Below are 24,219 nucleotides of genomic sequence, written 5' to 3' on the forward strand. Positions count from 1 at the left end.
CCTTGGACGAAGGAAGGCAGTTTAGCCGCCTATCCAGGTATCAGCGTATGACGCCGCCCACACCCACGCCGAAGCTCACGTTCGACTTCCCTGCGTTCATTTCATCGGGCGTCCATCGGTGCGACTGGGCAACGCTCACCAGTGGGAACACGTAGTTGGCTTCGCCCACCTTGCCGTCGCGGGTGCTGGTGATGCGGCCCGCCAGCGTAATCAACGAGCCGGTGGGGTAGTCGAAGGGCTCCACGTAGCCCGGCATCACGGCGATGAAACGGCCCCAGCCACCGTTGCTGGCCAGCTTGGGACGCTGCGAGCCGTCGAGCGGATAACCCACGATCTCCACTTCGCTGTGATCGGCGAGGTTGCGTACCTCGACCACCTGGCCACCCCAGATCACGTCAGCATTGGCGTACTGGCCCGGCGATTGCGCCACGATGTTCGGCGTTGTCGCTACGGTGGTGGGCGAGGGTTTGTAGATAGGCGCGGGTGCACAGGCCGCCAGCGCCAGCAGGCCGGTAGCGATGGCGCTGCGCAGAAGGGTGTTAGTGACGTGCTGTTTCATGGCCGCTTTCCCCGTGGACTGATTTGAGCTTAACGGGCTCACCGCACGGAAGGTATACAGCGTGTGGAAGCTCGTTCGCACGTTCAGCCGGCGCTATCTTCCAATAGCCAGTCGAGTCGCCACTTCGCGGGATGTTCCTGCGACAGCAGCGGTGCCATCGCGCGCAGGGCGTCACGCAGTACCTCGTCCAGCTTCCACGGCGCATTGAGAATCACCATGCCCGAACCATTGAGGCGCAGCGGCGAGTCATCCGGATGCACCAGCAACTCGGCCCGCAGCACCCGGCGCACGCCGCAGTGCTGCAGCCAGCGATGAAACGGCTGCACCTGGCTGCGCAACTTGATCGGATACCACACGGCGTAAACACCCGTGGGCCAGCGCTGCAGGGCGCCTTTCAGTGCCCGCTCGATCACGCGGTACTCGGCTTCCTGTGCTTCATAGGGCGGATCGATCAGCACGAGACCGCGCTTCTCCTTCGGCGGCAGCAGCGCTTTCAGTGCCTCGTAGCCGTTGCGCTGGTGCACGTGCACGCGATGATCGTGATGAAACAGATCGCGCAGGCGCGTGGCTTCTTCCGGATGCAATTCGCACAGCTGCGCGCTGTCGTTGGCGCGCATGGCATTTGCCACCTGCAGCGGTGAACCGGGGTAGAGCTTCAAGCCACTCTCGTTACCCTGCACGCGTAGGATGGCGTCGAGCCAGCGCCGCAGCAGCGGGGGCAGGGGCTCCGTCTTGCCATGGCTGCCATGCATATCGGGGAACAGCAGGCGCGTAATGCCATCCTTGTATTCGCCCGTCTTACCGGCCTCGACGCTGTCGAGCGCATAACAACCGCTGCCGGCGTGCGTGTCGACGAAGGCGAACGGGGTGGGCTTAGCCTGCAATGCCTCGATTAGCGCGAGCAGCACGGTGTGCTTGAGGACATCGGCGAAGTTGCCGGCGTGGTAGGCGTGACGATAGTTCATGGGATGGGGGCGCCGGGAGGTGGGACATTATAGGGGAGGGGGTCCCTTGCTTCTGTTTTTCTTTTCTCGGGGAGGCGCGTGGCACGGGCCCTCCGTTTTACTCCCTCGCCCTTCGGGGAGAGGGTTGGGGTGAGGGGCGGGTGCTCGCGGTACCGCTTCACCTTTAGCCGTCACCCCGGCGCAGGCCGGGGTCCAGAGCCTCGGTGTTTGGTTTTAGCGCTACGGCGATCTGGCTCGCCTGCGGCGGGCTTTCGACCTCCTGCCGGAGGCCGAGTCACTTTCTCTTGCTTGCCTAAGAGAAAGTAACCAAAGAGAAGGGAACCCCCACTTGGCGCTGGCCGGCGAAGCCGGCCAGTTCGTGATGGGCGGCCGGGCTTTTCGACGGGGCTCCTGCCCCGACGAAAAGGGATCGGCATCCTTGCCGATCCCCCTGCGGGCCTGATCGTCCACCCCTCACCGCTGCACAGGGGGCCCGACGATCAAAAGCGCCGAGCCGACGGCTCGTGCAGCGGAGCTACACATCGCACTCGCAGGACAACCTCCCTCAAACCGCGTGGAGCCACCTCCAGAGTTGAGCCCCCGCCACCACACGACTATCCTCGACCTCATGACCCGCCACCTGTTCCGCCACCTGCGCCGTTGCCGCACCTTGATGGTGCTGGCTCTGTGCGCGTGGCTGACGCTGTCCAGCGTGGCGTGGTCCATGCCGCGTCATGACGACTGCTGCCCTGCGGCAGACGCGATGAGCATGATGGCCATGCAGCACGCCGTACCGGACCATGGTGCAACCCATGCGTCGACGCTCAGTGCGGATAGCTGTTGCACGCATGCGCCGGCTAGCGTGCCCGCATCGATAGTGCCGCATGTGTTGCACGTGCAGGCGGATGGCGGTCATGTTCAAGTGCGCCGGGAACATACCCCGCAGCCTGCCTACGAACCGCCTTTGCGGCCTCCGGTCGTCTGATTCTCCGTTGATAGCAACGGGCCGACGTTTGTCGGCCGACTAGATGCGTCTGCGTCGCGGGCGCGCATAGCGGAGTCAAGGCAATGAACAAGCAGGAACCGCACGGCTTTCAGCTGCCGCGTCGGCGTTTCGTACAAGGATTGGTGCTGGGTGGCGTGGCTGCCGGGCTGGGGTTGTGGCGCGGCAATGCACTGGCGCAGGCGGCTGGGCCGCGTGCGGAGTTGAGCGGTAGCCATATCGATCTGGAGATTGGTGAACTACCGGTCGATTTCACGGGACGCAAGCGCATGGCGACCGTAGTGAACGGCCAATTGCCGGCGCCGCTGCTGCGTTGGCGGCAGGGCGAGACGGTGACACTGCGTGTGCGCAATCGGCTCAACGTGGCCAGCTCCATCCATTGGCACGGCATCGTGTTGCCGGCGGATATGGATGGCGTGCCAGGCTTGAGTTTCGATGGTATTCCGGCGGGTGGTGAATACACCTACCAATTCACCGTGAACCAGTCGGGCACCTACTGGTACCACAGTCATTCGCGTTTCCAGGAACAGACCGGCTTGTACGGCCCGATCGTGATTGAGCCGCGCGAGGGCGAGCGCTATCCGACGGATCGCGACTACGTCGTGATGCTCAATGACTGGACCGATCTCGATCCGGAAACCATCTACGCCAATCTGAAGAAGCAGAGCGGCTACTACAACTATGGCAAGCGCACGGTGGGTGATTTCATGCGCGATGCCGGGAACGAAGGCGTTTCCAAGGCTCTTGCCGATCGGCGCATGTGGAACCAGATGCGCATGGATCCTACCGACCTGGCAGATGTTTCTTCCGTGGCCTATACGCACCTGGTGAACGGTTGTACGCCAGCCGGCAACTGGACAGGCCTGTTCAAGGCGGGTGAAAAGATCCGCCTGCGTTTCATCAATGGCTCGTCGATGACCTTCTTCGATGTGCGCATTCCCGGCCTCAAAATGACCGTGGTCGCGGCGGACGGGCAAGCCATCGAGCCGGTGACCGTGGAGGAGTTTCGCATCGGCACGGCCGAGACGTATGACGTGATCGTGCAACCGTCGGCGGATCGCGCATGGACCATCTTTGCGCAGAGCATGGATCGCACCGGCTATGCGCGGGCCACGCTGGCGCCGCACGCCGGCATGGTGGCGGACGTACCAACGCTGGATCGCCGACCCTTGCTCAGCATGGCCGACATGATGGGCACGATGGATCACGCCGCCATGGGACACGACATGTCCGGCATGGACATGATGGCGATGCCAGGCATGGCCATGTCGATGTCGCACCACGACACCCCGACCGAACCCTTGAGGACGGGGCCCGAAGTGGACATGCGCGTGCCTACGCCACGCACCAATCTCGACGATCCGGGCGTCGGCTTGCGCGACAACGGGCGCCGCGTACTTACCTATGCGGACCTGCATGCCGTCGATGCGCCTATTTCGCCTAACGTGGATCGCGAGCTCACGCTGCGGCTTACCGGCAACATGGAGCGCTATCTCTGGTCGTTCGATGGCAAGCGCTATTCGGGTGCCGAACCACTGCGCCTACGCCATGGCGAACACGTGCGCATCGTGTTGGTGAACGACACGATGATGACGCACCCCATCCACCTGCACGGCATGTGGAGCGAGCTCGAATCGCCAAATGGCGACTTCCAGGCGCGCAAGCACACGGTGATGGTGCAACCGGCGCAGCAAGTGGCCTATCGCGTGAGCGCGGACGCGCTTGGGCGCTGGGCCTATCACTGCCATCTGCTTTACCACATGGAGGCGGGCATGTTCCGCGAGGTGGTGGTGGCATGAGCCGATCGCTTTCGCTTTGGATTTCCGCATGCCTTGGCGTGCTTCCCATGGCCGTGTTCGCGCAGAGCATGGATATGCAGAACATGCAGAACATGCCCGGCATGGTGATGCCGCCGGCCACTGACACACCGGCACCTACGCATGATCAGCATGATGCCGCACCCACGAAAGAGGATGCGCAGCACGCCACCATGGATCACTCCGGCCACGACATGAGCAGCATGCCCGGTATGGCGGGGACAGAGGCAAAAGTCTTGCCCCCGAACGACCACGTGCCACCGCCGTCGCCGCAATCCGTTCCCCACGACATGACGCCAGCGCAGATGAACGCGATGATGCAGATGGACGACAACGCATCACTCGGCATGTTCACGCTCGATCGCCTGGAGCGCAGCCGCAGTACCTCCGGTGACTATGCGACCAGCTGGGAAGCCGAAGGCTGGTACGGCAACGCGATCAACCGCCTGTGGCTGAAGACCGAAGGCGAGCGCGACAGCAGCGGCACACAGGATGGCCGCGTGGAGGCACTGTGGAGTCACGCCTTCGCGAGCTTCTGGGATTGGCAACTGGGTGCGCGGCACGACTTCGGACAAGGGCCTGATCGGCAATGGCTTGCAGCCGGCGTGGAAGGTCTTGCGCCTTACTGGTTCGAAACACAGGCGACGTTCTACGTCGGTGAGGAAGGGCGCACCGCGCTGCGGCTGGAAACCAGCTACGACATGCGGTTCACGCAGCGATTGATCCTGACGCCACAAGTGGAGCTGAACTTCTACGGCAAGGACGATCCGCGACGCGGCATCTCGTCCGGGCTGTCGAACGTGGAGGCGGGGATGCGCCTGCGCTACGAGTTCAGCCGCAAGTTTGCGCCTTACGTGGGTGTGAACTGGACGCGTCGCTTCGGCAGTTTCAACGACATGCCCGGCGTGCCAGAAGTGCACGCACGGGAAACGACCTGGGTCGCTGGTGTGCGTATCTGGCTTTGAAGGGGAGTGCCATGAAGAAGACCATAGCTATTGTGTTGCTTGTGCTCGTGCTGGCCGCCGCGGCAGCGGCGGCGTTTGTGGTGTCCGGAAGCTACGACATTGCGGCGGATCGACCGCACTGGGCGTTGACTGAGCGTGTCGTCGAAACCTTGCGCGACCGCTCCATCGAGCGTCATGCGGGAGGCATCACGGTGCCTGATCTCGACGATCCGCAGCGCATCCGTCGCGGTGCGGAGCATTACGCGGAAATGTGCACGTCTTGCCATCTCGCACCGGGAATGACGCAAACGGAATTGCGCGAGGGACTCTACCCGCAGCCGCCAAATCTCTCCAAGCACGGGGTGCACGATCCGGCCGAGGCGTTCTGGGTCATCAAGCACGGTGTGAAACTCACCGCCATGCCGGCCTGGGGACGCAGTCATGACGATGCGGCCATCTGGGACATGGTGGCATTCGTCAAGCAGTTGCCCACGATGGATCAGGCCGCGTTCGAAGCGATGGCCGGCAGGGAGGCTGACGACGGTCATGGTGATCACGAGCATCACCACCACGGCGATCCGCAGGGCGAGCCGGCGGATCACGATCATGACCACATGGAAGCCGATGGCCACGACCATGATCACGCGCACTGACGGCGCGCATTGAACGAAGCGGTGCGGATGGCATGTCGCCATCCGCACCGCTAGATCAGTAAGCGACCGTGATGCGCTGCTTGCGTGCGTCGTTCTTCTCGACGCGGTCCAACAGGGCTACAGCGTAGTCGGACACGCTGATGTGACTCTTGCCGTTGGCGTCCACCAGCAACTGGTCGCCGCCGACGCGGTACTTGCCGGTGCGCGGGCCGTCTTCAAGCAGGGCGGCCGGGCTGATATAGGTCCATTCCACGTCGCTCTTGTGCTGGCGGAACACGTCGAGCGCCTTGGCCTGTCCCAGCGCCTCGGCCTTCCAGGCTTCGGGGAAATTCGGGTCGTCCACCACGCGCACACCGGGCGCGGTTTCCAGTGAGCCGGCGCCACCCACCCACACCAGGCGCTTCACGCCGAGCTTGGACAAGTTATCCAGCACCGCAGTGGCCTTGGCCGGGATGGCGTCGTTCGAACCGTCGCGGCGGGCCGAGATGCTGACGATGACAACGTCCGCGCCACGCACGGCATCCAGCCACGAATCCGGCTCGCCGATGTCGCCGGTAACGACCTTCACGCGCGGATCGGGGTTGGCCAGTCGCGACGGGTCGCGAACGATGGCGGTGACGTCGGCACCACGTGCCAGGGCTTCATCGAGGATGGCGTGGCCGACATGGCCGGTCGCGCCGAACAGGGCGATCTTCATGGATGTTGCTCTCCAGCGGGGATAAGGGGAGTGCGGCGGACGATGACGCGTAGCGCGTGAAAGATCTGCCAGCACCAGGGAACGGAAGCCATGATGCGCCTGCGGAAGGTGCGGATAAACGCACCAAAAGGGAATTCACTGTAAAGTTTAGATTAACAGTGAGGATGGTCCCATGGCTGACGTCAATCTCAACCGCTTGTCCGTGTTCGTGGCGCTGGTGCGAGCAGGCTCATTCACGGCCGCTGCGGAAGTGTTGGGCATGACCAAGGCCATGGTGAGCCAGCACATCGCCCGCCTGGAAAGCGAACTGGGCGTGACGCTACTTTCGCGCAGCACGCGCCGTATGGCGCTGACCGAGGCCGGTTCGGCGTTCCATGCTGCCTGCGTGCGTATCCTGGCCGAGGCGGAGGCGGCGATCGCACAAGTGGGGCAAGGCCAGGAGAAACCCAGTGGCACGCTGCGGCTCACGGCGACCGGTGATTACGGTACGGCAGTGGTGGCTCCGGCGCTGGCAGAATTCCTACGCGTGCATCCTGAGATACAAGCCGACCTGGTGCTTACTGATCACATGAGTGACTTGATCGCCGAGCGCTTCGACATGGCCATTCGTATGGGTTGGCTGCGCGACTCCAATCTACGTTCCGCACGCTTGGGCAGTTTTCGCCAGTTGATGGTGGCCTCGCCCGGCTATCTCGCGCGACGTGGCGAGCCGCGCCTGATTACCGATCTCGCCTCGCACGACTGGGTGGCATTGGCTCTGCTGGCAACACCACTGCGCTGGACTTTCACTGCACCGGATGGCTCCCGCCGCACGGTGCGCATGCGCCCGGTGGCACAGACGAACAACGTTACCGCGACACATGCGCTGGTACGCCACGGCACCGGTGTCAGCGTGCTGCCGGATTACCTCGTGACGGATGACATCCGCGACGGGCGCCTCGTCGTGCTGATGGCGCAATACAGCCTGCCGGATTGCGGTATTTACGCGGTGTATCCAGGGCGCCAACCGCCGGCCAAGGTGCGTGCATTCATCGATCACATGCGCAAGACGGTTGCCACCGCCGCCTCTTAGCCCTGAAACATGTAGAACAAATAGGCGAAGAAAAGAATCAGGTGCACGCCACCCTGCAGCACGTTGGTGTGGCCGCTGGAGAACGTGACGAGACTCAAGCCAAGGGTCAGCACGAACATCGCGAGATCCGTGTGTTGCAGCCCCAGCTCAATGGGATGCGCTGTGACATGGCTGATTATCAGGATGGCGGGAATGGTCAGCCCGATGGTGGAAAGCACTGAGCCAAGGAAGATGTTTACTGAGCGCTGCATATGATTGCGGCGCGCCGCTCGCACGGCGCCGACGCCTTCGGGTGTGGCAACCAGCACGGCCATCACCAACCCCGCGAGTGCAGCGGGTTTGTGCAGTGTTTCCACCACGTAATCCACAGGGTGGGCCAGCTTCTCGGCCAGATAGACCACCGGTGCCATGTAGGCCAGCAATAGCGCCGCGTGCAACAGGCTGCGCGCTACGCCACCGTGTAGTACACGCGCCGTCTCCTCCTCGTCTCCACTGTCTGCGGCGAAATAGGCGCGATGACGTCGTGTCTGCAGCCCGAGGAAGGCGAGGTACAAGCCGGCGCAGATCACGGCGAGAAACACCTCTTGCGGAAACGTGAGTACGGTCAGTCCGTGCGCGGCGAAGCGGGGCATCACCAACGCGAGGATGCCCAGCGGAATGACCACCCCAAGGTATGCATTGGCACCCTGCAGGTTGTACTGCTGCTCGCGATGCCGCCAGCCACCGGCCAGCAAGGACAGGCCAACCATGCCGTTGAGCACGATCATGGTGACCGCGAATAGCGTGTCGCGCGCCAGTGTGGGGTTGTTCTCGCCGTGCAGCATGATCGCGGTGATGCTGATCACCTCGATGGCGGTGATCGACAGCGTCAGCACCAAGGTGCCGTAAGGCTCGCCCAGGCGTTCGCCCAAGTGTTCCGCATGGCGCACCACGGCCAGCGCGGAGCCGAGGATGACGGCGAACAGCCATGCGAAAAGGATGGCGAGCCATAGCGGCTGGTCCAGCCCGCTGAGCAGGCGTGGACCGAACAGTAGGAACGCGATGGAAGTAACGACGCTGACAGCGAGGAACCACTCGCGCCGCAATAGCTTTGGCAGACCGCCCGATATCATCGCAAGCACCTCCCCGGACCATCCCGAAGCGACGCACGGCGTCGCGCGCTAGTCAGCCGGTGTCGTGGGAAGGGGCGTACTTCGCCGCGACAGCGCTTTATTCAACCACACTGTGGCTTTCCGCGGTGCCTAGGAGTTCCGGTTGTGACGGCGGTGTCTGTTTGCGCGTGAGCAACGGGTGAACGAAGACGGCGGCCAGGATCACCGCCACGCCCCCATAGAACCAGCCGTCCAACTGGCGCTGCTCGCCCAGCAGCAGGATGGCCAGCACGATGGCGTAGATCGGCTCCAGGTTGGTCACCATCTGCGTCCCGAAGGCGCTCATATGGCGCAGGGCCACCAGCGCCAGGGCAAACGGCAGCAGGGTGCAGCCGAACGACAGCACCAGCAGCAAGATGGCGTCATGGGTGCTGGGGAGCACGAAAGCGGGGCCGGGCAGCAATGGCGCCAGCAGGGTAAGGAACAGCGTGCCGGTGCCCAGCTCGATACAGGTCACGGTGAGTGGGTCGCCGTGTTCCACCAGCCGTTTGTTGAAGGCGCCGAACAGCGCCACCAGCAGGGCCGAGGCCGTACCCACGACGATGCCCATGCGCATGTCCATGGGCACTCCGCCGACCACCATGGCCACGCCGGGCACCACGGCAACGCCGATCAACAGCTCGCGCGGGTCAAACTTGCGACCGGCGATCCAGGGCTCCACCAGCGACAGGAACACCGGGCCCAAGGCGATGCAGGTGGCGCCGACCGAGGCATTGGCGAGCTTGATGGCGGCGTAGAAAGTCAGCCAGTGCAGCGATACCAGCACGCCGATGCCCGCATAGCTCCAGCGCAGCTTCGCAGGCATCGCCTTCAGGCCGCGCCATACCTTCGGGCTCAGCAACAGCGCGCCCGCCACCAGCAAAGTACGCCACCACACCAACTGCAGCGCGGGCAGGGTGATCAGCTTGCCCAGGATGGCGGTGAAGCCCCAGAACAGGACGCAGAAATGGATCTGCCAGCGGGCCTTGGTTACCGGTTGCATGCGTGGATGTCGGGGGAGGGAGATGAGCCCAACATTCTAGCGTTGCAGCCAGGGTTCAGTGGGCCGGGGTCGCTTTGGTTTTCACCGGGACCGGCGCGGGCCGTGCCTTGGACGATCCGCGCATCTGCTCGAGCACCGTGGTGCACGTGTTGTCCGGGGCACCTTTGCTGGCGGCCACCAGCGGCAGCAGGGCGGCAACCGGCGCAGCGAATATGCCCAACGCAAGCGCGCCGCCGCCACGCAGGATCAGCGGTCCGGGTTGCACGCCAACGTCGGGATTCTTGAGGGTGCCCTTCACGTAAAGCGGTGAGCGCAGCGACAGGATACGCAAGCCTTTCGACTCGGGCCGCACATCCAGGTCGAGCTTTTCGGTGGCGAAGTTGACGTTGCCGTTTACGCGGATAGTGGCGTCTTCAGTGTCGAACACAAACAGCTTGGTTTCGTAGAGCCCGTTGGTCGCCGCCAGGTCCGATGCCGCGCAGTTGATCTTCACCGTCTTGTCGCCGAACAGCTTGGCGATCACCACGTTCGCCACGTTGAGGCCTGCGGTTTCCAGCAAGGTCTTGCTGATCGCGCCGTCGTTCATCAGCAGCTTCAGCTCGCCGGTGGAGGTGCCCATCAATTCGCTCACGGAGTTGCCGCGCGCATCGAGCGCCGCGTCGCCGTTGATTTCGCCAAAGCTGGTCCGCATCGGCTCGAAAGTGGGAAACAGCTCCTTCAGCTTGAGATGACGCGCTTTGAGGCGAATGGTGCCCTTCAGCGGCGTGGCGCTCCCGTCCAGATGCAGATTGCTGGCCACCTTGCCGCCGGCGAGGTCGAAGTCGAGCGGGTCCAGCGTGAGTACGCCGTTCTCCATGATCACGTGCGTCGACAGCGCATTGATGGGTAGCGCGGCATCACGCACGATGCGGCCAGCGCGGAAGGTGACATCCGCATCCATCGCCTGCCAGCGATCGGTGCGGAACGGCTCGACCGGCAGTACTTTGTCGGCTGGCTGGGACGTGGCATCGCCACGCTGCTGCTTCTGTGCGTTGGAGTCCGCGCCGATCAGTGGTGCGAGATCGGCGAAACGCAGCAATTGCGATGTCACGCTGCCCGACAGCTTGGGGCGCGCGCCGCCGGTATCGAAGGTGAGATCGCCGGACAGGTCGCTGCCGCCCACGCGTCCGCGGAAATGGTCGTACGAGAAGTGGCTGGCGCCGCGCTTCAGGTTCGCCTTCAGATGGCCTTCCGTCGCATAGGGCGGCGTATCGGGCAGAGTCACGCCGATGAGTGGATAGAGCTTGGCCATGCTGGTGCCGGAGAACCACAGGCGAATATCGAGTGCGGCCAGATGCAGGGGATCGGTGAGCGTGCCCACCATGGCGATGTGCGTGTCGCCGACATGCACGTCAGCCTGCAGTGGGAACGGTTGGTCCGACTGCTGCAGGGCCAGCACGCCACCGGTCTTGCCGTTGCCGTCGACCGTCGCACCCTGGTATTTGCCCACCGCTTGCCAGACGAACTGATAGGTGGCGTTGGTATGGCCGGGCTCGTTGCCATCCTTGTCCGCATCCTTGGCGAGCTCTGTTTTCGCCGCAGCGCCTACGGTACGACGGGCTTGTTCGCGTGCGTCGGTGGATTGCTGGGCCACGATGTCGCCATAGGCAATGGCATGCTGCAGCATCTCGATCGTGACCTGGAGCTCGCTCTTGCTGACAGCGTCGCTGAGCGTGACGTGGCCGCGATCGAAGCCTATAGCGTGCAGGTCGAGTTGCCAGGCGGAGGGCGAGCCGCTGTCGGGCAGGGTGAAGTCCCAGTTGGCCTGACCCTGCTTGTTGCGCTCCAGGTCAATCGTGGGTTGCGAGAGATACAGCACCGGGATTTCCACCCGATGCGCGATCAGCGGCAATGGCGAAATGCGAAAGTGGAGCGCGTCCAATCGTGCAAACAGCGGCTGGCTGGCCCAGTCGGGATTACCAATGCGGATGTCCTGCGCAACGAACTCCGGCCACGGCACCCAGCTTTCCATGCCACTGGCGCGTGGCTCACGCTGCCAATGCACGCTGAGGTCACCATTGATGGCGAACGGCCGCCCCAGGGTTTCGCTGGCGCGGGCATTGATGGTGGGTTTGAGTCGATTCCAGTCGAAGGTGGCGATGACGATCAGCAGTACCACGATCAGCGCCAGGCAGACGCCGATAGTCCATGACACGATTTTCCAAACCCGCCGCATGCGTCGCTCCCTCATGGCGTCGGGGGCATCCTGCCGGCCGAAGAGGTGAAGAAGGCGTGGTCTTGGGGTGTAGGGGCGTAGCGCTTGTTCACGATATCCACGCACATCGCGCGGATATCGGCAGGATTTGCGTTACTTTGCGCAGGACTGGAGAAAACAGGGAAGGAATATGCGCGTGATGAAGCATGGGATGCTGGCCGCCGCCTTGGTGTTGCTGGTTGCCGGATGTTCGAACAAGCAGGAAGCGGGGCCTCAGGGGATTGGCGGAGAGAAGGCAAAAGCCGGCGCGAAGCTGGCTTATGAACATCACCTGCGCATTGAACTGCCGGAGGGGCAGATGGCGACGCGCATGGCGGCCGTGCGACAAGCCTGCGATTCGGCGCGTTTCGGCGCTTGCGACGTGTTGCGCTTCGAGCAGAGCGAGCACGACGGAACGCTGGCCGTGCGTGTGGTGCCGTCAGGCGTAGAACCACTCAGCAGCATGGCCAGCCAGAACGGCAAGTTGGCGTGGCGGCAGACGCGGGCAGAGGATCTCGCCGATGCAGTCAACGACACCGAGCAGAAGCGGAAGCTGCTGGAAACCTATTCCGTGCAAGTCGAGCAACTGGCTCAGCGCAAGGACATATCGACCAGCGACCTCATCGTGCTCAGCCACGAACGCGCGCAGATTCAGGTGCAGCGCGAGGAACTCCAGAACACCGCGGCCCAGCAGCAGCGGCGCATCGACACCAATCTGCTGCAGATGGATTTCACCGACAAGACGCGCAGCCAGCGTTTCGGCTTGTCATTGGGTGACTGGACTGACCAGTTGGTGGAAGGCATACGTGCAGCCTTGTCGATGCTGGCCTATGCCATTCCCTTCCTTCCGCTGGTCTTCGTGCTGGCGCTCGCGTGGCGCTGGGTATGGCGCAAAGTGACGCGCAAGTCGCGCGAGCGTGGCGCGGTCTAAGCAAGTGTTCTCATAAGAACGTCGCCGCCGTTGCAGCGGCGACGTCCAGGCGTCAATGCGTTGCCTTGGCGTCGCGCGCCGGGATGTTCACGCTGCACACGTCCACTTTGCCGGCCGGGATGCGATAGAAATCGTCGAGGCGATTGCGCTTGGCGTCCACCAGGGCGGAGAAGGTTGCGCTGTCGGTGCGTAGCACCTCGACATTCGGGCGCTCGCTGGCGGGCAGATCCGCGGCAAGGCGGACCGAGCGGATGGTGATGCGCTGCTCGGGCTTCTCGTAAAAGCCCAGCGGGCCGGTGCCGCGTGGCAGGCCCGACAGATATTCCATGCCCTGCAGCACGCGGCCGACCACGGCGATGTTGCGATCCAGCGCGCGCGGAGCCTGGCCGATCACGGCATAGAGCTCGCTGCCACTGCCGGTTTCCGGGTCAATGTCCCGACCGACGCCGACCATGCCGTAGCAATGCGTCAGCCATTGCTGCTGATGGGCCTTGTCGCGCCCCACCGGGAAGCCTTCGGAGAAGCCCACTTCCGGCGCGTAGAAGTCGCCGTCCTTCAAGGCAGTGAAGGGCAGCTTCGCGTCGTACGGGCGCGTGTATTCGGGTGGCAACCTGTCCTTGGCGGAACCCAGCGGCTTGAGCTTGCTGGTGTGGCTATCGTCCTCGTTGGCGGCATCCCCCCACTGGGTGACGAAATTGTCCTGCACGCGCTCGATGACGAGTCCGTCGTAATAGTGCTCGTGCGCCATGGTGCGGATGTTGGCGGCGTGCAACGGCGCGTAGTCAGGCGCCAGTTCAATCAGCACGCGGCCCTGCGGGAGCTGCATCACCAGCAGATTCTGGGGATCGGGCGTGCGCCATTCCTGCGGCTGGGACTTGGCGAGAAGCTCCTTGGGCGATGGCGTATGTGCGGGCTTTGTTTCGTCCGCGGCCACCGTGGCGGGCAGTGCGACGGCGAGTGCAAGGGCAAGGCAACGGCGCAGCAGCATGGAATCTCCCCGTGTCGGAAAGCTTGCAAGGTAGCAGAGCCCGCCAGTGGCTGCCCCTGCCGGACGGTAGAGGCGCTGCGCACGTTCGGGCCGCCAACACAAGCCGCGAAACAAAGGCGCAGGTTCTCTACAATGCCGCCCCTTTGCCGTATTTGCCTGACTCTATGGACATCGTCGTCAACGAAGAACTCAAGGCCTACATCGACCCGCTCACTCCCGACGAGCACGAGGCGCTGGAGCGCAGCCTGCTCGCCGAAGGCTGCCGCGATTCGCTGGTGTTGTGGGGCAATGTGCTGGTGGACGGTCATAACCGCTATGGCATCTGCAAGACGCACGACTTGCCGTTCAACACGGTACAGAACACGCGCTTCCAGTCCATGGAAGACGTCCACCTGTGGATGATCGAGCAGCACCTGGGGCGGCGTAGCGTGTCCGACTTCCAGCGCGGCGTATTGGCGCTGCGCAAGCGTGAGATCCTGGCGGAGCGCCGCACGCGGGCCAAGCCTGCGCAGGACGATGCAGCACCTGCGCCCGCAACCGACGCAGCGCCTGACGTTGCCGTGCAGGAGCCCGCCGACGCACCGTCCGTTGCGAAAGGCAAGGCCGAGCCCTTGCCGAGCCGGCAGGAGCTGGCGCGCGAAGCACGCCTGAGCAACAGCCAGGTGGTGATGATCGAAAAGATCCAGAAACAGGCGGCGCCCGAAGTGGTCGCGGCCGTCAAGTCCGGCGCGCTGTCGATCAACGCGGCGGCAGCGGTGGCGACCCTGCCGGAGGAAGAGCAGCGTGCGGCCGCGATCGCTGGCGACGACGAGCTCAAGCAGGCGGCCAAGCGCGTACGCGACGCCAAGCGCAAGCCGAAGAAGGAACCGGAGGCGGGCGAGGAGGATTTGCCGACCCTGCGCCGACGTGTGACGGAACTGACGGCGGAAGTCGCCGACCTGAAGGCCGACAACGAAGCGCTGCGCGAACAGCTCGCGCGCTGGGAGCGCTCGGCCAACGCGTAACGCGTTTGCGGACGCCGTCCGCAATGAATACGTATGCAATGGCTGGTTGCTGCATTGCGATGCTTTCTACGATGCATCGCACTGCCGACCAGGTGGCTGCCGCGCGTGGGGAGTGCGCGCGGTATGCCGTGGGATGTCTGATCTGTGCATCCCGTTCCTCCTTTCGACAGTGGTTTTCGCTTGCCCGCACGCCGCGGCAAGGATGCGCACCGTGGCGCCGACGCTGTTCGACCTGATCGTCAACGAAACAGGATGGAGGCTGACCCATGAAGTGCCCAAAGATTCTCGCCGCGCTGCTTGGCTGCGCGGTGCTCGCCGGTGTGCCCGCTATGCCGGTGCATGCTGCCATCAACAGCATGAGCCTGGGCGCGAGCTACGACGCGCAACGGGCCAACATCACCTTTCGCGTCTACTCCTCGCAGGCTACGCGCATCGTGCTGTACCTCTATTCGGCAGGCTACGGTGTGCAGGAGGCGGCCACATACACGCTGAGCCCGGCGGGCAGTGGTGTGTGGGCGGTAACGGTGCCGGTGTCGTCGATCCAGGGGGCCGGTATCTCGGGCGCGGTGTACTACGGGTACCGCGCCTGGGGACCTAACTGGCCGTATGCCAGCAGTTGGGGCAAAGGCTCGCAGGTGGGGTTCGTTTCCGACGTCGATACCAATGGCAACCGCTTCAACCCCAACAAATTGTTGTTGGACCCCTACGCACAGGAAGTGAGCCAGGATCCGCTGAACCCGTCCAACCAGAACGGTAACGTGTTCGCCTCTGGCGCGAGCTATCGCACCACCGACAGCGGCATCTACGCGCCCAAGGGCGTGGTGCTGGTGCCGAGCACGCAAAGTACCGGCACCAAGCCCACGCGCGCGCAGAAGGATGATGTGATCTACGAAGTACACGTGCGCGGTTTCACCGAGCAGGACACCTCCATTCCTGCGCAGTATCGCGGCACCTATTACGGCGCGGGGTTGAAGGCGAGTTACCTCGCCAGCCTCGGCGTGACGGCGGTGGAATTTTTGCCGGTGCAGGAGACACAGAACGACGCGAACGATGTGGTCCCCAATTCAGACGCTAACCAGAACTACTGGGGCTACATGACGGAGAACTACTTCTCGCCGGATCGCCGCTATGCCTACAACAAAGCGGCTGGCGGTCCCACCGCGGAATTCCAGGCGATGGTGAAGGCGTTTCACAACGCAGGCATCAAGGTCTACATGGACGTGGTCTACAACCACACTGCCGAAGGCGGTACCTGGACCAGCAGCGATCCGACCACGGCCACCATCTACTCGTGGCGTGGCCTGGACAATGCCACGTACTACGAGCTGACCTCCGGTAATCAGTATTTCTACGACAACACTGGCATCGGCGCGAACTTCAATACGTACAACACCGTGGCGCAGAACCTTATCGTCGATTCGCTGGCCTATTGGGCGAACACGATGGGCGTGGATGGCTTCCGCTTCGATCTTGCTTCCGTGCTCGGCAACAGTTGCCTCAATGGGGCGTACACCGCATCCGCACCGAATTGCCCGAACGGTGGTTACAACTTCGACGCGGCGGATTCCAATGTGGCGATCAACCGCATCCTGCGCGAGTTCACCGTTCGCCCTGCTGCGGGCGGTAGCGGCTTGGATCTGTTCGCGGAACCCTGGGCCATCGGTGGCAACTCGTATCAGTTGGGCGGATTTCCACAGGGTTGGTCCGAGTGGAATGGTTTGTTCCGCGACAGCCTGCGGCAGGCGCAGAACGAACTGGGCAGCATGACCATCTACGTGACACAGGATGCGAATGACTTCTCCGGTTCGTCCAACCTGTTCCAGTCCAGTGGGCGGTCACCATGGAATTCGATCAACTTTATCGACGTGCATGACGGTCTGACCTTGAAGGACGTGTACTCCTGCAACGGCGCCAGCAACAGCCAGGCATGGCCCTACGGACCGTCGGACGGTGGCACGAGCACCAACTACAGTTGGGATCAGGGTATGTCGGCGGGTACCGGTGCCGCTGTCGACCAGCGTCGTGCGGCGCGAACAGGCATGGCCTTCGAGATGTTGTCGGCGGGCACGCCGCTGATGCAGGGCGGTGATGAATACCTGCGTACGCTTCAGTGCAACAACAACGCGTACAACCTCGATTCCAGCGCGAACTGGCTCAGCTACAGCTGGACCACCGACCAGTCGAACTTTTATACCTATGCGCAGCGCCTGATCGCGTTCCGCAAGGCGCATCCCGCGCTTCGCCCGTCAAGTTGGTATAGCGGCAGCCAGTTGGCGTGGTATCAGCCCAGCGGGGCGGCAGCGGACAGCAGCTACTGGAACAACACCAGCAACTACGCCCTTGCCTACACCATCAATGGGCCGTCGTTGGGCGACAGCAATTCCATCTACGTCGCATACAACGGTTGGTCGAGCAGCGTGACGTTCACCTTGCCTGCGCCGCCGTCGGGTACGCAGTGGTATCGCGTCACCGATACCTGCGATTGGAACGATGGCGCCAATACGTTTGTTGCTCCGGGCAACGAGACCTTGATCGGTGGCGCTGGCACCACCTATGGGCAATGCGGTCAATCGCTGCTGCTGTTGATCTCCAAATAGCCGCGAGGCACCGGCGTTACCCGAACGGGTAGCGCCGGTGGCAGAGGAGCGGGCTAGGCTGACGTGTCTGTCACGATCTCATCGCCATACTCGAAACAAGCGCGGCGGGTAGCGGCTCGTTTTCTTCCTCTCAAGGATTCAGGTTATGGCGAATACCAAAGTGGCTGATGTCGTAACGGAAACGCTGCACGTGGCCGGTGTCCAGCGCATTTACGGTGTCGTGGGCGACAGCCTCAACGGCATCACCGATTCGCTGCGGCGGCGCGGCGATATCGACTGGATCCACGTGAGGCACGAGGAATCCGCGGCATTCGCGGCAGGCGCGGAGGCGCACCTCACCGGCGAGCTCGCCGTTTGCGCGGGTAGCTGCGGCCCTGGCAACCTGCACCTGATCAACGGCCTGTTCGATTGCCATCGCTCGCGTGTACCGGTACTCGCTATCGCGGCACACATCCCCAGTGCGGAAATTGGCCGGGGCTACTTCCAGGAAACCCATCCGGAATCCTTGTTCCGCGAATGCAGCCACTACTGCGAGATGGTATCGAGCCCAGAACAATTGCCTGGCGTGCTGGAAAGCGCCATTCGCGCGGCGGTCGGCTTGCGTGGTGTAGCGGTGGTGATCATTCCTGGTGACGTCGCATTGCGCGAGTTGAACGCCAAGCCGTCGGCCGGTGCATCCATGGCGCTCCGGCCTCCCGTCGTGCAGCCAGCAGCGGCGGACGTCGATGCACTGGCGCAATTGCTCAATGGCAGCGGCAAAGTCACCTTGCTGTGTGGACGTGGCTGCGCGGGTGCACACGATCCCTTGCTGAAGTTGGCCGAGGCACTGAAAGCACCCATCGTGCATGCGTTTGGTGGCAAAGAATACGTGGAATACGACAACCCATACGACGTCGGCATGACCGGGTTGATCGGCTTCAGCTCCGGCTATCACGCCATGTTGAACTGCGACACGTTGCTGATGCTAGGTACCGATTTCCCGTATCGCCAGTTCTATCCGACGGACGCGAAGATCGCGCAGGTCGATGTGCGACCGGAGAATCTCGGGCGACGCACTCGGTTGGATCTCGGCATGGTGGGCGATGTATCCGCAACCATTGGTGCGCTCCTACCGAAGCTGAAGGCGCGGACGGATCGGGCCTACTTGGATGCCTGCCTGGCGCACTATCGCAAGGCGCGGGAAGGCCTGGATGAACTGGCGACAGGCAAGCCAGGGCGCAAGCCCATCCACCCGCAATACTTGGCCAAGCTGGTCAGCGAAGCGGCGGCGGACGATGCGATCTTCACCTTTGATGTGGGCACGCCGTCGATCTGGGCTGCGCGTTATCTCACCATGAATGGGCGTCGACGCTTGATCGGCTCGTTGGTGCATGGCTCGATGGCGAACGCTATGCCTCAGGCCATCGGTGCGCAGGCCGCGTTTCCGGCACGGCAGGTGATCAGCCTTTCCGGCGATGGCGGTTTCACCATGTTGATGGGCGATTTCCTCACGCTGGTGCAGCACAAGCTGCCGGTGAAAGTGGTGGTGTTCAATAACCACACGCTCGGCTTTGTGGCGTTGGAGATGAAGGCGGGTGGCTACCTGGAAACGGGGACGTCGCTGGTGAACCCTGATTTCGCCGCCGTAGCGCGGGCTGCCGGCGTGCACGCCATACGCGTGGAAGATCCCGGCGATCTGCCCGCAGCGGTGAAAGACATCCTTGCGCACGATGGTCCCGCTTTGCTGGATGTGGTCACCAATACACAGGAACTGGCCATGCCACCCAGCATCAAGCTGGAACAAGCCAAGGGCTTCGGCCTGTGGGCACTGCGTACCGTCATCAATGGGCGTGGCGACGAGCTGATCGAGCTGGCGAAGAGCAATCTGTTCCGTTGATCGCAGAGATACCGGCTACGGCGCTACTGCTTGCGCGGGCTTTCTGGCCGCTGGCTGATGGGCTGGCCCCGCAGGACTCGCTGTATGAGCGAGCAAGAGGGTTGTTTCTGTCAGGCAGGCGAAGGGAATCATTCAGGGTTGTGAAAGAAGGGCCGCGTCTGCTGCGTTTGCCCGTGCGTGATGAATGAAAGTCAACGCGATAGGCCATGGCGCGCCATACGCGCAGGTCTTTGCTGCCGGATTTCTGCATAGCGCCGTAGCGAAATGCCGTAGAAAGTAAGCAGTGCAAAAGTGCAATGACCCGGTAGCGGCGCGATGCCTGTGCGTTACTCCAGAGAGCAATTGACAGCGAAGTTTGCGGAGCTGGATGCGGAACTGGTCCGGCTGGCTGCTATCGATGCGCCCGAAGAGGATCGTTGGGCGGCTTTCGAGCAACTGGTACATATGCCCACGTCAGCGATCGATGAGGGAGACCGGCGATGGTGGTGGGAGCAGTTGTACGCCACGATGGAACGCCACGGAATGACCGAATTGAGTCGACTGTTCTGACGGCCCTTTCCTGAGGATCGGGCTGCATGGCTTTCGCGGAACTGCGTCTTCAAGCGCACGCCCTTGCGCTCATCGAGCCCCGGGATATCCCCGGGGCTATTTTTTCTTAGTGGTCGTGTTGAAACGATTGCTCAGTCGGGGCACGGTGTGCAGTGCGGAACGCACGGTGGCTTTCTCAACCGGCCGGCTGCGTCGCGGTAACGTGGTTGGCGCTCGCGACGGAAGCAGGTGCATAGCTCGGTGCACTGATCATGGCGCCCAAGGTCAGTACGCAAACCAGCAGGCAGGCGGCGAACAGGCTGTGCAGCATCAGGTTCTCGAATTTCATGATGGTTCTCCTTAAACGGGGTTGAGTGGCTTTCATGGATATACATGGCAAGCCTCGTGCCAACGCGCCATATCGCTGGAAAACCGCGTCACTAAGCCATTTTCACCATTCCTTCAAACGCCTGGGAACTGTCCGCGGACGTTGTCCGGACAGGTGGTGCGGACTGCGGACAAGCGCGGACATCGTGTGAAGGAAGACTCGGTGCACCCAGGGCAGCCGTCGGATCCGGTGTGATACGGTGCCGAACCTTCGGTTCATGCGCACCGCCGAGGTGCCAGGCGTGGCCGGGTTGTCCATGCTGGCTCAAGGAACACACTGGTGATGCACGCTGTTTCCCCGTTGATAGCACCCCAACTGTTCGACATGCCGCCAGACGTGCTCTGGCTATCGCACTGCAAGGACGGCCCGCTGCCCCGTGCTTCTGCCGAGACGGTGCGTGCTCTGCTGGATACCGAACTTCGGCCTTGGGATCTGCGCTGGAACGAGGATTTCCTCGACGTGCAGCGATCCCTGCGTGATATCAGCGCCACACTGCTCGGTGTCGATGCACAGGACATGAGTCTGGTGACCTGCACCTCGACCGGGCTGGAAGTGGTGGCGCTGGGGTATCCCTGGCAGCACGGTGACGAGGTGGTGATTCCCGCCGGGGAGTTCCCCAGCAACCGGCTACCCTGGCTGTCGCTTGCACGCCGCGGTGTGACCTACACAGAGATTGCCTTGTGGGAAGGGCAGTCCGCACGTGCTCCCGACGCGGGCATCGAGCCCGAACAGCGGCTGTTGGACGCCATTACGCCGCGCACGCGGGTCATCGCGGTGTCGTGGGTGCGCTACCAGGACGGTGTTCGGCTTGATCTGAATAAGTTGGGCCGGGGGTGCCGTGAGCGCGGCGTCCATCTGGTCGTCGACGGCATCCAGGGCGCAGGCACCGTGGCTTCGTCGTTCGATGGTGTCAGCGCGTTCTCTACCGGCGGGCACAAGGGCTTGCTGGGTCTGCAGGGACAGGGCTTGCTGTGGACGGATCGCACGTTCCGCCAGCAGCTGATCCCCTTGGGTACCTGGCTGTCCGCACCCGACGATTTCTCGCAGAGCGGCACGCAAACGCAGAGTGATGAACCCTGGGCGACGGACGGGCGACGCCTGGAGGCGGGCAGTCCGTCCATCCTGTCGTGCGCGGCGCTGGCGTCATCCATCCGCTTGCTGGTGCAGAGCGGTGGGGCGGCGAGCATCCAGGCGCATGTCGCCCAATTGCAGCGCAGCTTGCTCGCCATGCTGGCGGCAGACGCGGCGTGGGCGGTGGAGGCGGGGCGATTGGGAGACCTGCTCGCGGCAGGCAAGATGGGTTCGATACTGTCGTTCGCGGTGCCGCTCGAGACCTCGGCGCGTTTGCTCAACGCTGCCCAAACGCAGGGCATCAGCGCGAGCACGCGCGAAGGCTACCTGCGCATCGCGTTCCACGGCTGGCATGGATCGAGCGACGTCGAGCGTTGTGCGGCGTGGTTGCTTTCGTCGCCAGGCTGACGCCGATCGCTCCGGGTACCCGCCCGGTTACTCCAACGTGAAGCCCACCTTCAACGTCACTTGCCAGTACGCCACCTTGCCGTCATCGACGTGGCCACGGGTGTCGATGACGTGGAACCAGCGGATGTTGCGTACTGTCTTGGACGCATGCTCGATGGCTGTACGGATGGCATCGTCGCTGCTGGTCTTCGAGGACCCGGTGAGTTCGATGGACTTGTAGACGTGCTCGGACATGCGTGTGGTCTCCACTGGGGCCGTGCCGGATCGCAGGCCTCCAACCACTCCATACCCCCACTCGCCAAGAAGGTGTGAAGGCTGCTCTGGGCGGCCTTATCGGCGTCCGCCGAGCCGGTGTGGCGGCAGCGCCTAGGTCGCCGGCCCGTTCGCAGGGCCCGGCGCAAGCGGCATCGGGCCCAGGAACATCTGCCTGAGCTTTTGCTCACCGATCACGCGGGCAAGTTCGGCGAATACGCAATAGTTGAAGATGAGTATCAGCAACATGAGCTGGATGGCCCAGAAGTGAGCCCAGTTCATTTGCGTCATCAGTTGGTGGTTGGCGGCGCCGATGGCGTGCGTTTCCTTCCAGAACTCGTGCAGGCGTTCCAGATAATGGATGAATGTCGCGACCGCCATGTACATCAACGTCTTCCATGCTGCGTTCCAGATCAGCGGCTTTTCCGGAAAACGATTGATGAAAGGCAGCATGTTGGCGATCAGCACGGCCTTGCCGAGGATCAGCGCAGAAATCACGATGGTGGCGAAGGTTGGCAGCGAGAGCCCGGTGCCCTTGGTGAGAAGCGCACGAATCAATACGACGATATTGATGGTGACGAAAAAGAAGATCGTCGGCGGGAGCAACTTCATGAACTCGTGTTTGATCTTTATTGCTATCCCGCTCATGAGCTGCTCCGGATAGGTGGCAATCGCTTGGCCGTGGACGGATTCATGGCAGCCTGCGTGGCGAAGAATGCGTCGCTTGCAACGTATGCATGGGAGCTTCGTGCTCCGCCGTATTTCAGCGTTTTGAGTGCCCCTGCGGATAGCGAACATCTACGGTCGGGTGTTTAGGTAATTCGGTCTAAGTACGTTTCGTCTCTGTCACGGTGCAGCCGGTTTGCCTACGCGCCATCTTCACGTCCGTTGGGGGTTTATTTCGCTTTGCCGGGCAACACCATCGCTTGGCGCCATACCTGAGCTGCGTGGGGGAGATGGCAGGAATGGGAGACTTAGACGCCAACGAATTGGCCACCATCCTGGTGGTCGACGACGCGGCCGATAACCGGCTGATCCTGTCCGAACTGTTGAAGCCGATCTATCGCGTGCTTGAAGCATCCGACGGCGAAATGGCGTTGCTCATCGCTTCCAATGAGCAACCGGACCTGATCCTGCTCGACGTCGTCATGCCGGGCTTGTCCGGTTTCGATGTCTGCCGCCAGCTCAAAACGAACGGAAAGACACGGGACATCCCCGTGATCTTCCTCACCTCGCTCAATGCCACGGAAGATGAAACCCGCGGATTGGTGCTGGGTGCGGTGGACTACATCACCAAGCCGGTGAATCCCCCTGTTGTGATGGCGCGCGTGGCCGCGCAGCTTCGGTTGCGGGCGGTGGCGGAGTTCCTGCGCGACAAGAACGCGTACCTCGAGAGCGAGGTGGCCCGCCGCACGCGAGAAGTCACGGCTGTCCAGGAGGCGACCATCCTCGCGCTCACTTCGCTAGCAGAGACACGCGACAACGAAACGGGGAACCACATTCGTCGCACGCAGCACTACGTGAGAGTGCTGGCCGATGCACTGAAAGACCACCCACGCTTTGCGGCCGTACTGGATGAGCCTGGGCGCCTGCTGATGTTTCAGTCGGCGCCTTTGCATGACATCGGCAAGATCGGCATCCCCGATCACATCCTGCTCAAGCCAGGACGGTTGACGCCGGAAGAGTACGAGGTGATGAAGACGCACACCACGCTGGGGCGCGACGCGCTACAGCGGGCCGAAGATCGGTTGGGTACGCCGATGGCGTTCCTGCGCATCGCCAAGGAGATGGCGTACAGCCATCAGGAGCGATGGGATGGCAGCGGCTATCCCGAAGGCAAGAAAGGTGAGGCCATTCCGGTGTCCGCGAGGCTCATGGCTGTCGCCGACGTGTATGACGCGCTGATCAGCCCGCGTGTCTACAAGAAAGGCAGGACGCACGAGGAGGCCGTCGCCATGATGGCCGCCAAGCGAGGCATAGACTTCGATCCGGATGTGCTCGATGCCTTCCTGTCGAAGGAGGATGCCTTCCGCGCGATCGCCGGCCAGTTCTCCGATGAGGATGCCGCGCACGGCAATGGCCTCGCGCATCATCTTGCTACCTGAAGGTATGGCGGAAATC

Annotated in this window: 22 protein-coding genes; 12 read left to right on the forward strand and 10 right to left on the reverse strand. The window is 62.8% G+C overall.

What is annotated here, in order from left to right:
• Positions 1-40: 40 nt before the first annotated feature.
• Together DyAD56_RS14060 and rlmJ are read right to left on the reverse strand one after the other, a co-directional pair.
• A complete protein-coding gene (locus DyAD56_RS14060) occupies positions 41-559 on the reverse strand; it encodes a Slp family lipoprotein (protein ID WP_102303397.1) in 519 nt (172 codons plus the stop codon).
• An 83-nt stretch (positions 560-642) separates the two neighbouring features.
• Positions 643-1,524: a 23S rRNA (adenine(2030)-N(6))-methyltransferase RlmJ gene (rlmJ, locus tag DyAD56_RS14065; RefSeq protein WP_102303398.1), complete on the reverse strand. Its 882-nt coding sequence runs from the start codon at positions 1,522-1,524 to the stop codon at positions 643-645.
• Positions 1,525-2,131: 607 nt separating this feature from the next.
• Between rlmJ and DyAD56_RS14070 the strand changes: the two genes are divergently transcribed.
• From DyAD56_RS14070 to DyAD56_RS14085, 4 genes are all read left to right on the forward strand, one after another.
• Entirely contained in the window at positions 2,132-2,488 is a 357-nt protein-coding gene (locus tag DyAD56_RS14070; RefSeq protein ID WP_102303399.1) for a hypothetical protein, read from the forward strand.
• 83 nt (positions 2,489-2,571) lie between these two features.
• Complete coding sequence (locus tag DyAD56_RS14075; RefSeq protein ID WP_102303400.1) at positions 2,572-4,305, forward strand: copper resistance system multicopper oxidase; 1,734 nt, start codon at positions 2,572-2,574, stop codon at positions 4,303-4,305.
• Positions 4,302-5,288 (forward strand): copper resistance protein B, encoded by a 987-nt coding sequence (locus DyAD56_RS14080; RefSeq protein WP_102303401.1) that lies wholly within the window; start codon positions 4,302-4,304, stop codon positions 5,286-5,288. The genes DyAD56_RS14075 and DyAD56_RS14080 overlap by 4 nt, the downstream gene beginning before the upstream one ends.
• 11 nt (positions 5,289-5,299) lie before the next feature.
• On the forward strand, positions 5,300-5,920 hold the full coding sequence (locus DyAD56_RS14085; protein WP_102303402.1) for a cytochrome c: 621 nt from the start codon (positions 5,300-5,302) through the stop codon (positions 5,918-5,920).
• Positions 5,921-5,975: 55 nt separating this feature from the next.
• On the opposite strand, the gene DyAD56_RS14090 is transcribed toward DyAD56_RS14085, so the two are convergent.
• The gene (locus tag DyAD56_RS14090) at positions 5,976-6,617 is read right to left on the reverse strand and encodes an NAD(P)-dependent oxidoreductase (protein ID WP_102303403.1); all 642 of its coding nucleotides are present in this window, start codon (positions 6,615-6,617) and stop codon (positions 5,976-5,978) included.
• Between the two features lie 172 nt (positions 6,618-6,789).
• Between DyAD56_RS14090 and DyAD56_RS14095 the strand changes: the two genes are divergently transcribed.
• Positions 6,790-7,689: a LysR family transcriptional regulator gene (locus tag DyAD56_RS14095; RefSeq protein WP_102303404.1), complete on the forward strand. Its 900-nt coding sequence runs from the start codon at positions 6,790-6,792 to the stop codon at positions 7,687-7,689.
• Here DyAD56_RS14095 and DyAD56_RS14100 read toward each other — a convergent pair.
• The 3 genes from DyAD56_RS14100 to DyAD56_RS14110 all read right to left on the reverse strand — a co-directional run bounded on the left by DyAD56_RS14100 (position 7,686) and on the right by DyAD56_RS14110 (position 12,052).
• Positions 7,686-8,801 carry a calcium:proton antiporter gene (locus tag DyAD56_RS14100; RefSeq protein ID WP_102303405.1) on the reverse strand — a complete coding sequence of 372 codons (1,116 nt, stop codon included), beginning with the start codon at positions 8,799-8,801 and terminating at the stop codon, positions 7,686-7,688. The genes DyAD56_RS14095 and DyAD56_RS14100 overlap by 4 nt on opposite strands.
• Positions 8,802-8,898: 97 nt before the next feature.
• The gene (locus DyAD56_RS14105) at positions 8,899-9,822 is read right to left on the reverse strand and encodes a DMT family transporter (protein ID WP_102303406.1); all 924 of its coding nucleotides are present in this window, start codon (positions 9,820-9,822) and stop codon (positions 8,899-8,901) included.
• Positions 9,823-9,877: 55 nt separating this feature from the next.
• Positions 9,878-12,052 (reverse strand): AsmA family protein, encoded by a 2,175-nt coding sequence (locus DyAD56_RS14110; protein WP_343125307.1) that lies wholly within the window; start codon positions 12,050-12,052, stop codon positions 9,878-9,880.
• A gap of 163 nt (positions 12,053-12,215) precedes the next feature.
• Here DyAD56_RS14110 and DyAD56_RS14115 point away from each other — a divergent pair, with 163 nt between their 5' ends.
• Complete coding sequence (locus DyAD56_RS14115) at positions 12,216-12,986, forward strand: DUF4349 domain-containing protein (protein ID WP_233202462.1); 771 nt, start codon at positions 12,216-12,218, stop codon at positions 12,984-12,986.
• A 52-nt stretch (positions 12,987-13,038) separates the two neighbouring features.
• Here DyAD56_RS14115 and DyAD56_RS14120 read toward each other — a convergent pair whose 3' ends face one another.
• A complete protein-coding gene (locus tag DyAD56_RS14120) occupies positions 13,039-13,974 on the reverse strand; it encodes a peptidylprolyl isomerase (RefSeq protein WP_102303408.1) in 936 nt (311 codons plus the stop codon).
• Between the two features lie 164 nt (positions 13,975-14,138).
• Between DyAD56_RS14120 and DyAD56_RS14125 the strand changes: the two genes are divergently transcribed.
• The 4 genes from DyAD56_RS14125 to DyAD56_RS14140 all read left to right on the forward strand — a co-directional run bounded on the left by DyAD56_RS14125 (position 14,139) and on the right by DyAD56_RS14140 (position 20,000).
• The gene (locus DyAD56_RS14125; protein ID WP_102303409.1) at positions 14,139-14,978 is read left to right on the forward strand and encodes a plasmid replication/partition related protein; all 840 of its coding nucleotides are present in this window, start codon (positions 14,139-14,141) and stop codon (positions 14,976-14,978) included.
• 266 nt (positions 14,979-15,244) lie between these two features.
• Positions 15,245-17,575 carry an isoamylase gene (locus DyAD56_RS14130; RefSeq protein ID WP_102303410.1) on the forward strand — a complete coding sequence of 777 codons (2,331 nt, stop codon included), beginning with the start codon at positions 15,245-15,247 and terminating at the stop codon, positions 17,573-17,575.
• 145 nt (positions 17,576-17,720) lie between these two features.
• Complete coding sequence (poxB, locus tag DyAD56_RS14135) at positions 17,721-19,451, forward strand: ubiquinone-dependent pyruvate dehydrogenase (protein ID WP_102303411.1); 1,731 nt, start codon at positions 17,721-17,723, stop codon at positions 19,449-19,451.
• 315 nt (positions 19,452-19,766) lie between these two features.
• Positions 19,767-20,000 (forward strand): hypothetical protein, encoded by a 234-nt coding sequence (locus tag DyAD56_RS14140; protein WP_233202436.1) that lies wholly within the window; start codon positions 19,767-19,769, stop codon positions 19,998-20,000.
• Positions 20,001-20,175: 175 nt separating this feature from the next.
• On the opposite strand, the gene DyAD56_RS14145 is transcribed toward DyAD56_RS14140, so the two are convergent.
• On the reverse strand, positions 20,176-20,328 hold the full coding sequence (locus DyAD56_RS14145) for a hypothetical protein (protein WP_199178978.1): 153 nt from the start codon (positions 20,326-20,328) through the stop codon (positions 20,176-20,178).
• 321 nt (positions 20,329-20,649) lie between these two features.
• Between DyAD56_RS14145 and DyAD56_RS14150 the strand changes: the two genes are divergently transcribed.
• On the forward strand, positions 20,650-21,846 hold the full coding sequence (locus DyAD56_RS14150) for an aminotransferase class V-fold PLP-dependent enzyme (protein ID WP_102303413.1): 1,197 nt from the start codon (positions 20,650-20,652) through the stop codon (positions 21,844-21,846).
• Positions 21,847-21,873: 27 nt separating this feature from the next.
• On the opposite strand, the gene DyAD56_RS14155 is transcribed toward DyAD56_RS14150, so the two are convergent.
• Both DyAD56_RS14155 and DyAD56_RS14160 read right to left on the reverse strand, forming a co-directional pair.
• Complete coding sequence (locus tag DyAD56_RS14155) at positions 21,874-22,080, reverse strand: dodecin (protein ID WP_102303414.1); 207 nt, start codon at positions 22,078-22,080, stop codon at positions 21,874-21,876.
• Between the two features lie 132 nt (positions 22,081-22,212).
• Positions 22,213-22,896, reverse strand: coding sequence for a hypothetical protein (locus DyAD56_RS14160; RefSeq protein ID WP_233202444.1), 684 nt, complete (start codon positions 22,894-22,896; stop codon positions 22,213-22,215).
• A 167-nt stretch (positions 22,897-23,063) separates the two neighbouring features.
• On the opposite strand from DyAD56_RS14160, the gene DyAD56_RS14165 reads away from it, so the two are divergent.
• Entirely contained in the window at positions 23,064-24,203 is a 1,140-nt protein-coding gene (locus DyAD56_RS14165) for a two-component system response regulator (protein ID WP_102303416.1), read from the forward strand.
• The last annotated feature ends 16 nt before the right edge of the window (positions 24,204-24,219 follow it).

This window comes from Dyella sp. AD56 (assembly GCF_002878475.1).
Classification (GTDB): Bacteria; Pseudomonadota; Gammaproteobacteria; order Xanthomonadales; family Rhodanobacteraceae; genus Dyella.

Coding starts and splice junctions, on each gene's coding strand:
- DyAD56_RS14060 (WP_102303397.1), bottom strand. CDS start 559: ATGAAACAGCACGTCACTAACACCCTTCTGCGCAGCGCCATCGCTACC.
- rlmJ (WP_102303398.1), bottom strand. CDS start 1,524: ATGAACTATCGTCACGCCTACCACGCCGGCAACTTCGCCGATGTCCTC.
- DyAD56_RS14070 (WP_102303399.1), top strand. CDS start 2,132: ATGACCCGCCACCTGTTCCGCCACCTGCGCCGTTGCCGCACCTTGATG.
- DyAD56_RS14075 (WP_102303400.1), top strand. CDS start 2,572: ATGAACAAGCAGGAACCGCACGGCTTTCAGCTGCCGCGTCGGCGTTTC.
- DyAD56_RS14080 (WP_102303401.1), top strand. CDS start 4,302: ATGAGCCGATCGCTTTCGCTTTGGATTTCCGCATGCCTTGGCGTGCTT.
- DyAD56_RS14085 (WP_102303402.1), top strand. CDS start 5,300: ATGAAGAAGACCATAGCTATTGTGTTGCTTGTGCTCGTGCTGGCCGCC.
- DyAD56_RS14090 (WP_102303403.1), bottom strand. CDS start 6,617: ATGAAGATCGCCCTGTTCGGCGCGACCGGCCATGTCGGCCACGCCATC.
- DyAD56_RS14095 (WP_102303404.1), top strand. CDS start 6,790: ATGGCTGACGTCAATCTCAACCGCTTGTCCGTGTTCGTGGCGCTGGTG.
- DyAD56_RS14100 (WP_102303405.1), bottom strand. CDS start 8,801: ATGATATCGGGCGGTCTGCCAAAGCTATTGCGGCGCGAGTGGTTCCTC.
- DyAD56_RS14105 (WP_102303406.1), bottom strand. CDS start 9,822: ATGCAACCGGTAACCAAGGCCCGCTGGCAGATCCATTTCTGCGTCCTG.
- DyAD56_RS14110 (WP_343125307.1), bottom strand. CDS start 12,052: ATGAGGGAGCGACGCATGCGGCGGGTTTGGAAAATCGTGTCATGGACT.
- DyAD56_RS14115 (WP_233202462.1), top strand. CDS start 12,216: ATGAAGCATGGGATGCTGGCCGCCGCCTTGGTGTTGCTGGTTGCCGGA.
- DyAD56_RS14120 (WP_102303408.1), bottom strand. CDS start 13,974: ATGCTGCTGCGCCGTTGCCTTGCCCTTGCACTCGCCGTCGCACTGCCC.
- DyAD56_RS14125 (WP_102303409.1), top strand. CDS start 14,139: ATGGACATCGTCGTCAACGAAGAACTCAAGGCCTACATCGACCCGCTC.
- DyAD56_RS14130 (WP_102303410.1), top strand. CDS start 15,245: ATGAAGTGCCCAAAGATTCTCGCCGCGCTGCTTGGCTGCGCGGTGCTC.
- poxB (WP_102303411.1), top strand. CDS start 17,721: ATGGCGAATACCAAAGTGGCTGATGTCGTAACGGAAACGCTGCACGTG.
- DyAD56_RS14140 (WP_233202436.1), top strand. CDS start 19,767: ATGCCTGTGCGTTACTCCAGAGAGCAATTGACAGCGAAGTTTGCGGAG.
- DyAD56_RS14145 (WP_199178978.1), bottom strand. CDS start 20,328: ATGAAATTCGAGAACCTGATGCTGCACAGCCTGTTCGCCGCCTGCCTG.
- DyAD56_RS14150 (WP_102303413.1), top strand. CDS start 20,650: ATGCACGCTGTTTCCCCGTTGATAGCACCCCAACTGTTCGACATGCCG.
- DyAD56_RS14155 (WP_102303414.1), bottom strand. CDS start 22,080: ATGTCCGAGCACGTCTACAAGTCCATCGAACTCACCGGGTCCTCGAAG.
- DyAD56_RS14160 (WP_233202444.1), bottom strand. CDS start 22,896: ATGTTCGCTATCCGCAGGGGCACTCAAAACGCTGAAATACGGCGGAGC.
- DyAD56_RS14165 (WP_102303416.1), top strand. CDS start 23,064: ATGGGAGACTTAGACGCCAACGAATTGGCCACCATCCTGGTGGTCGAC.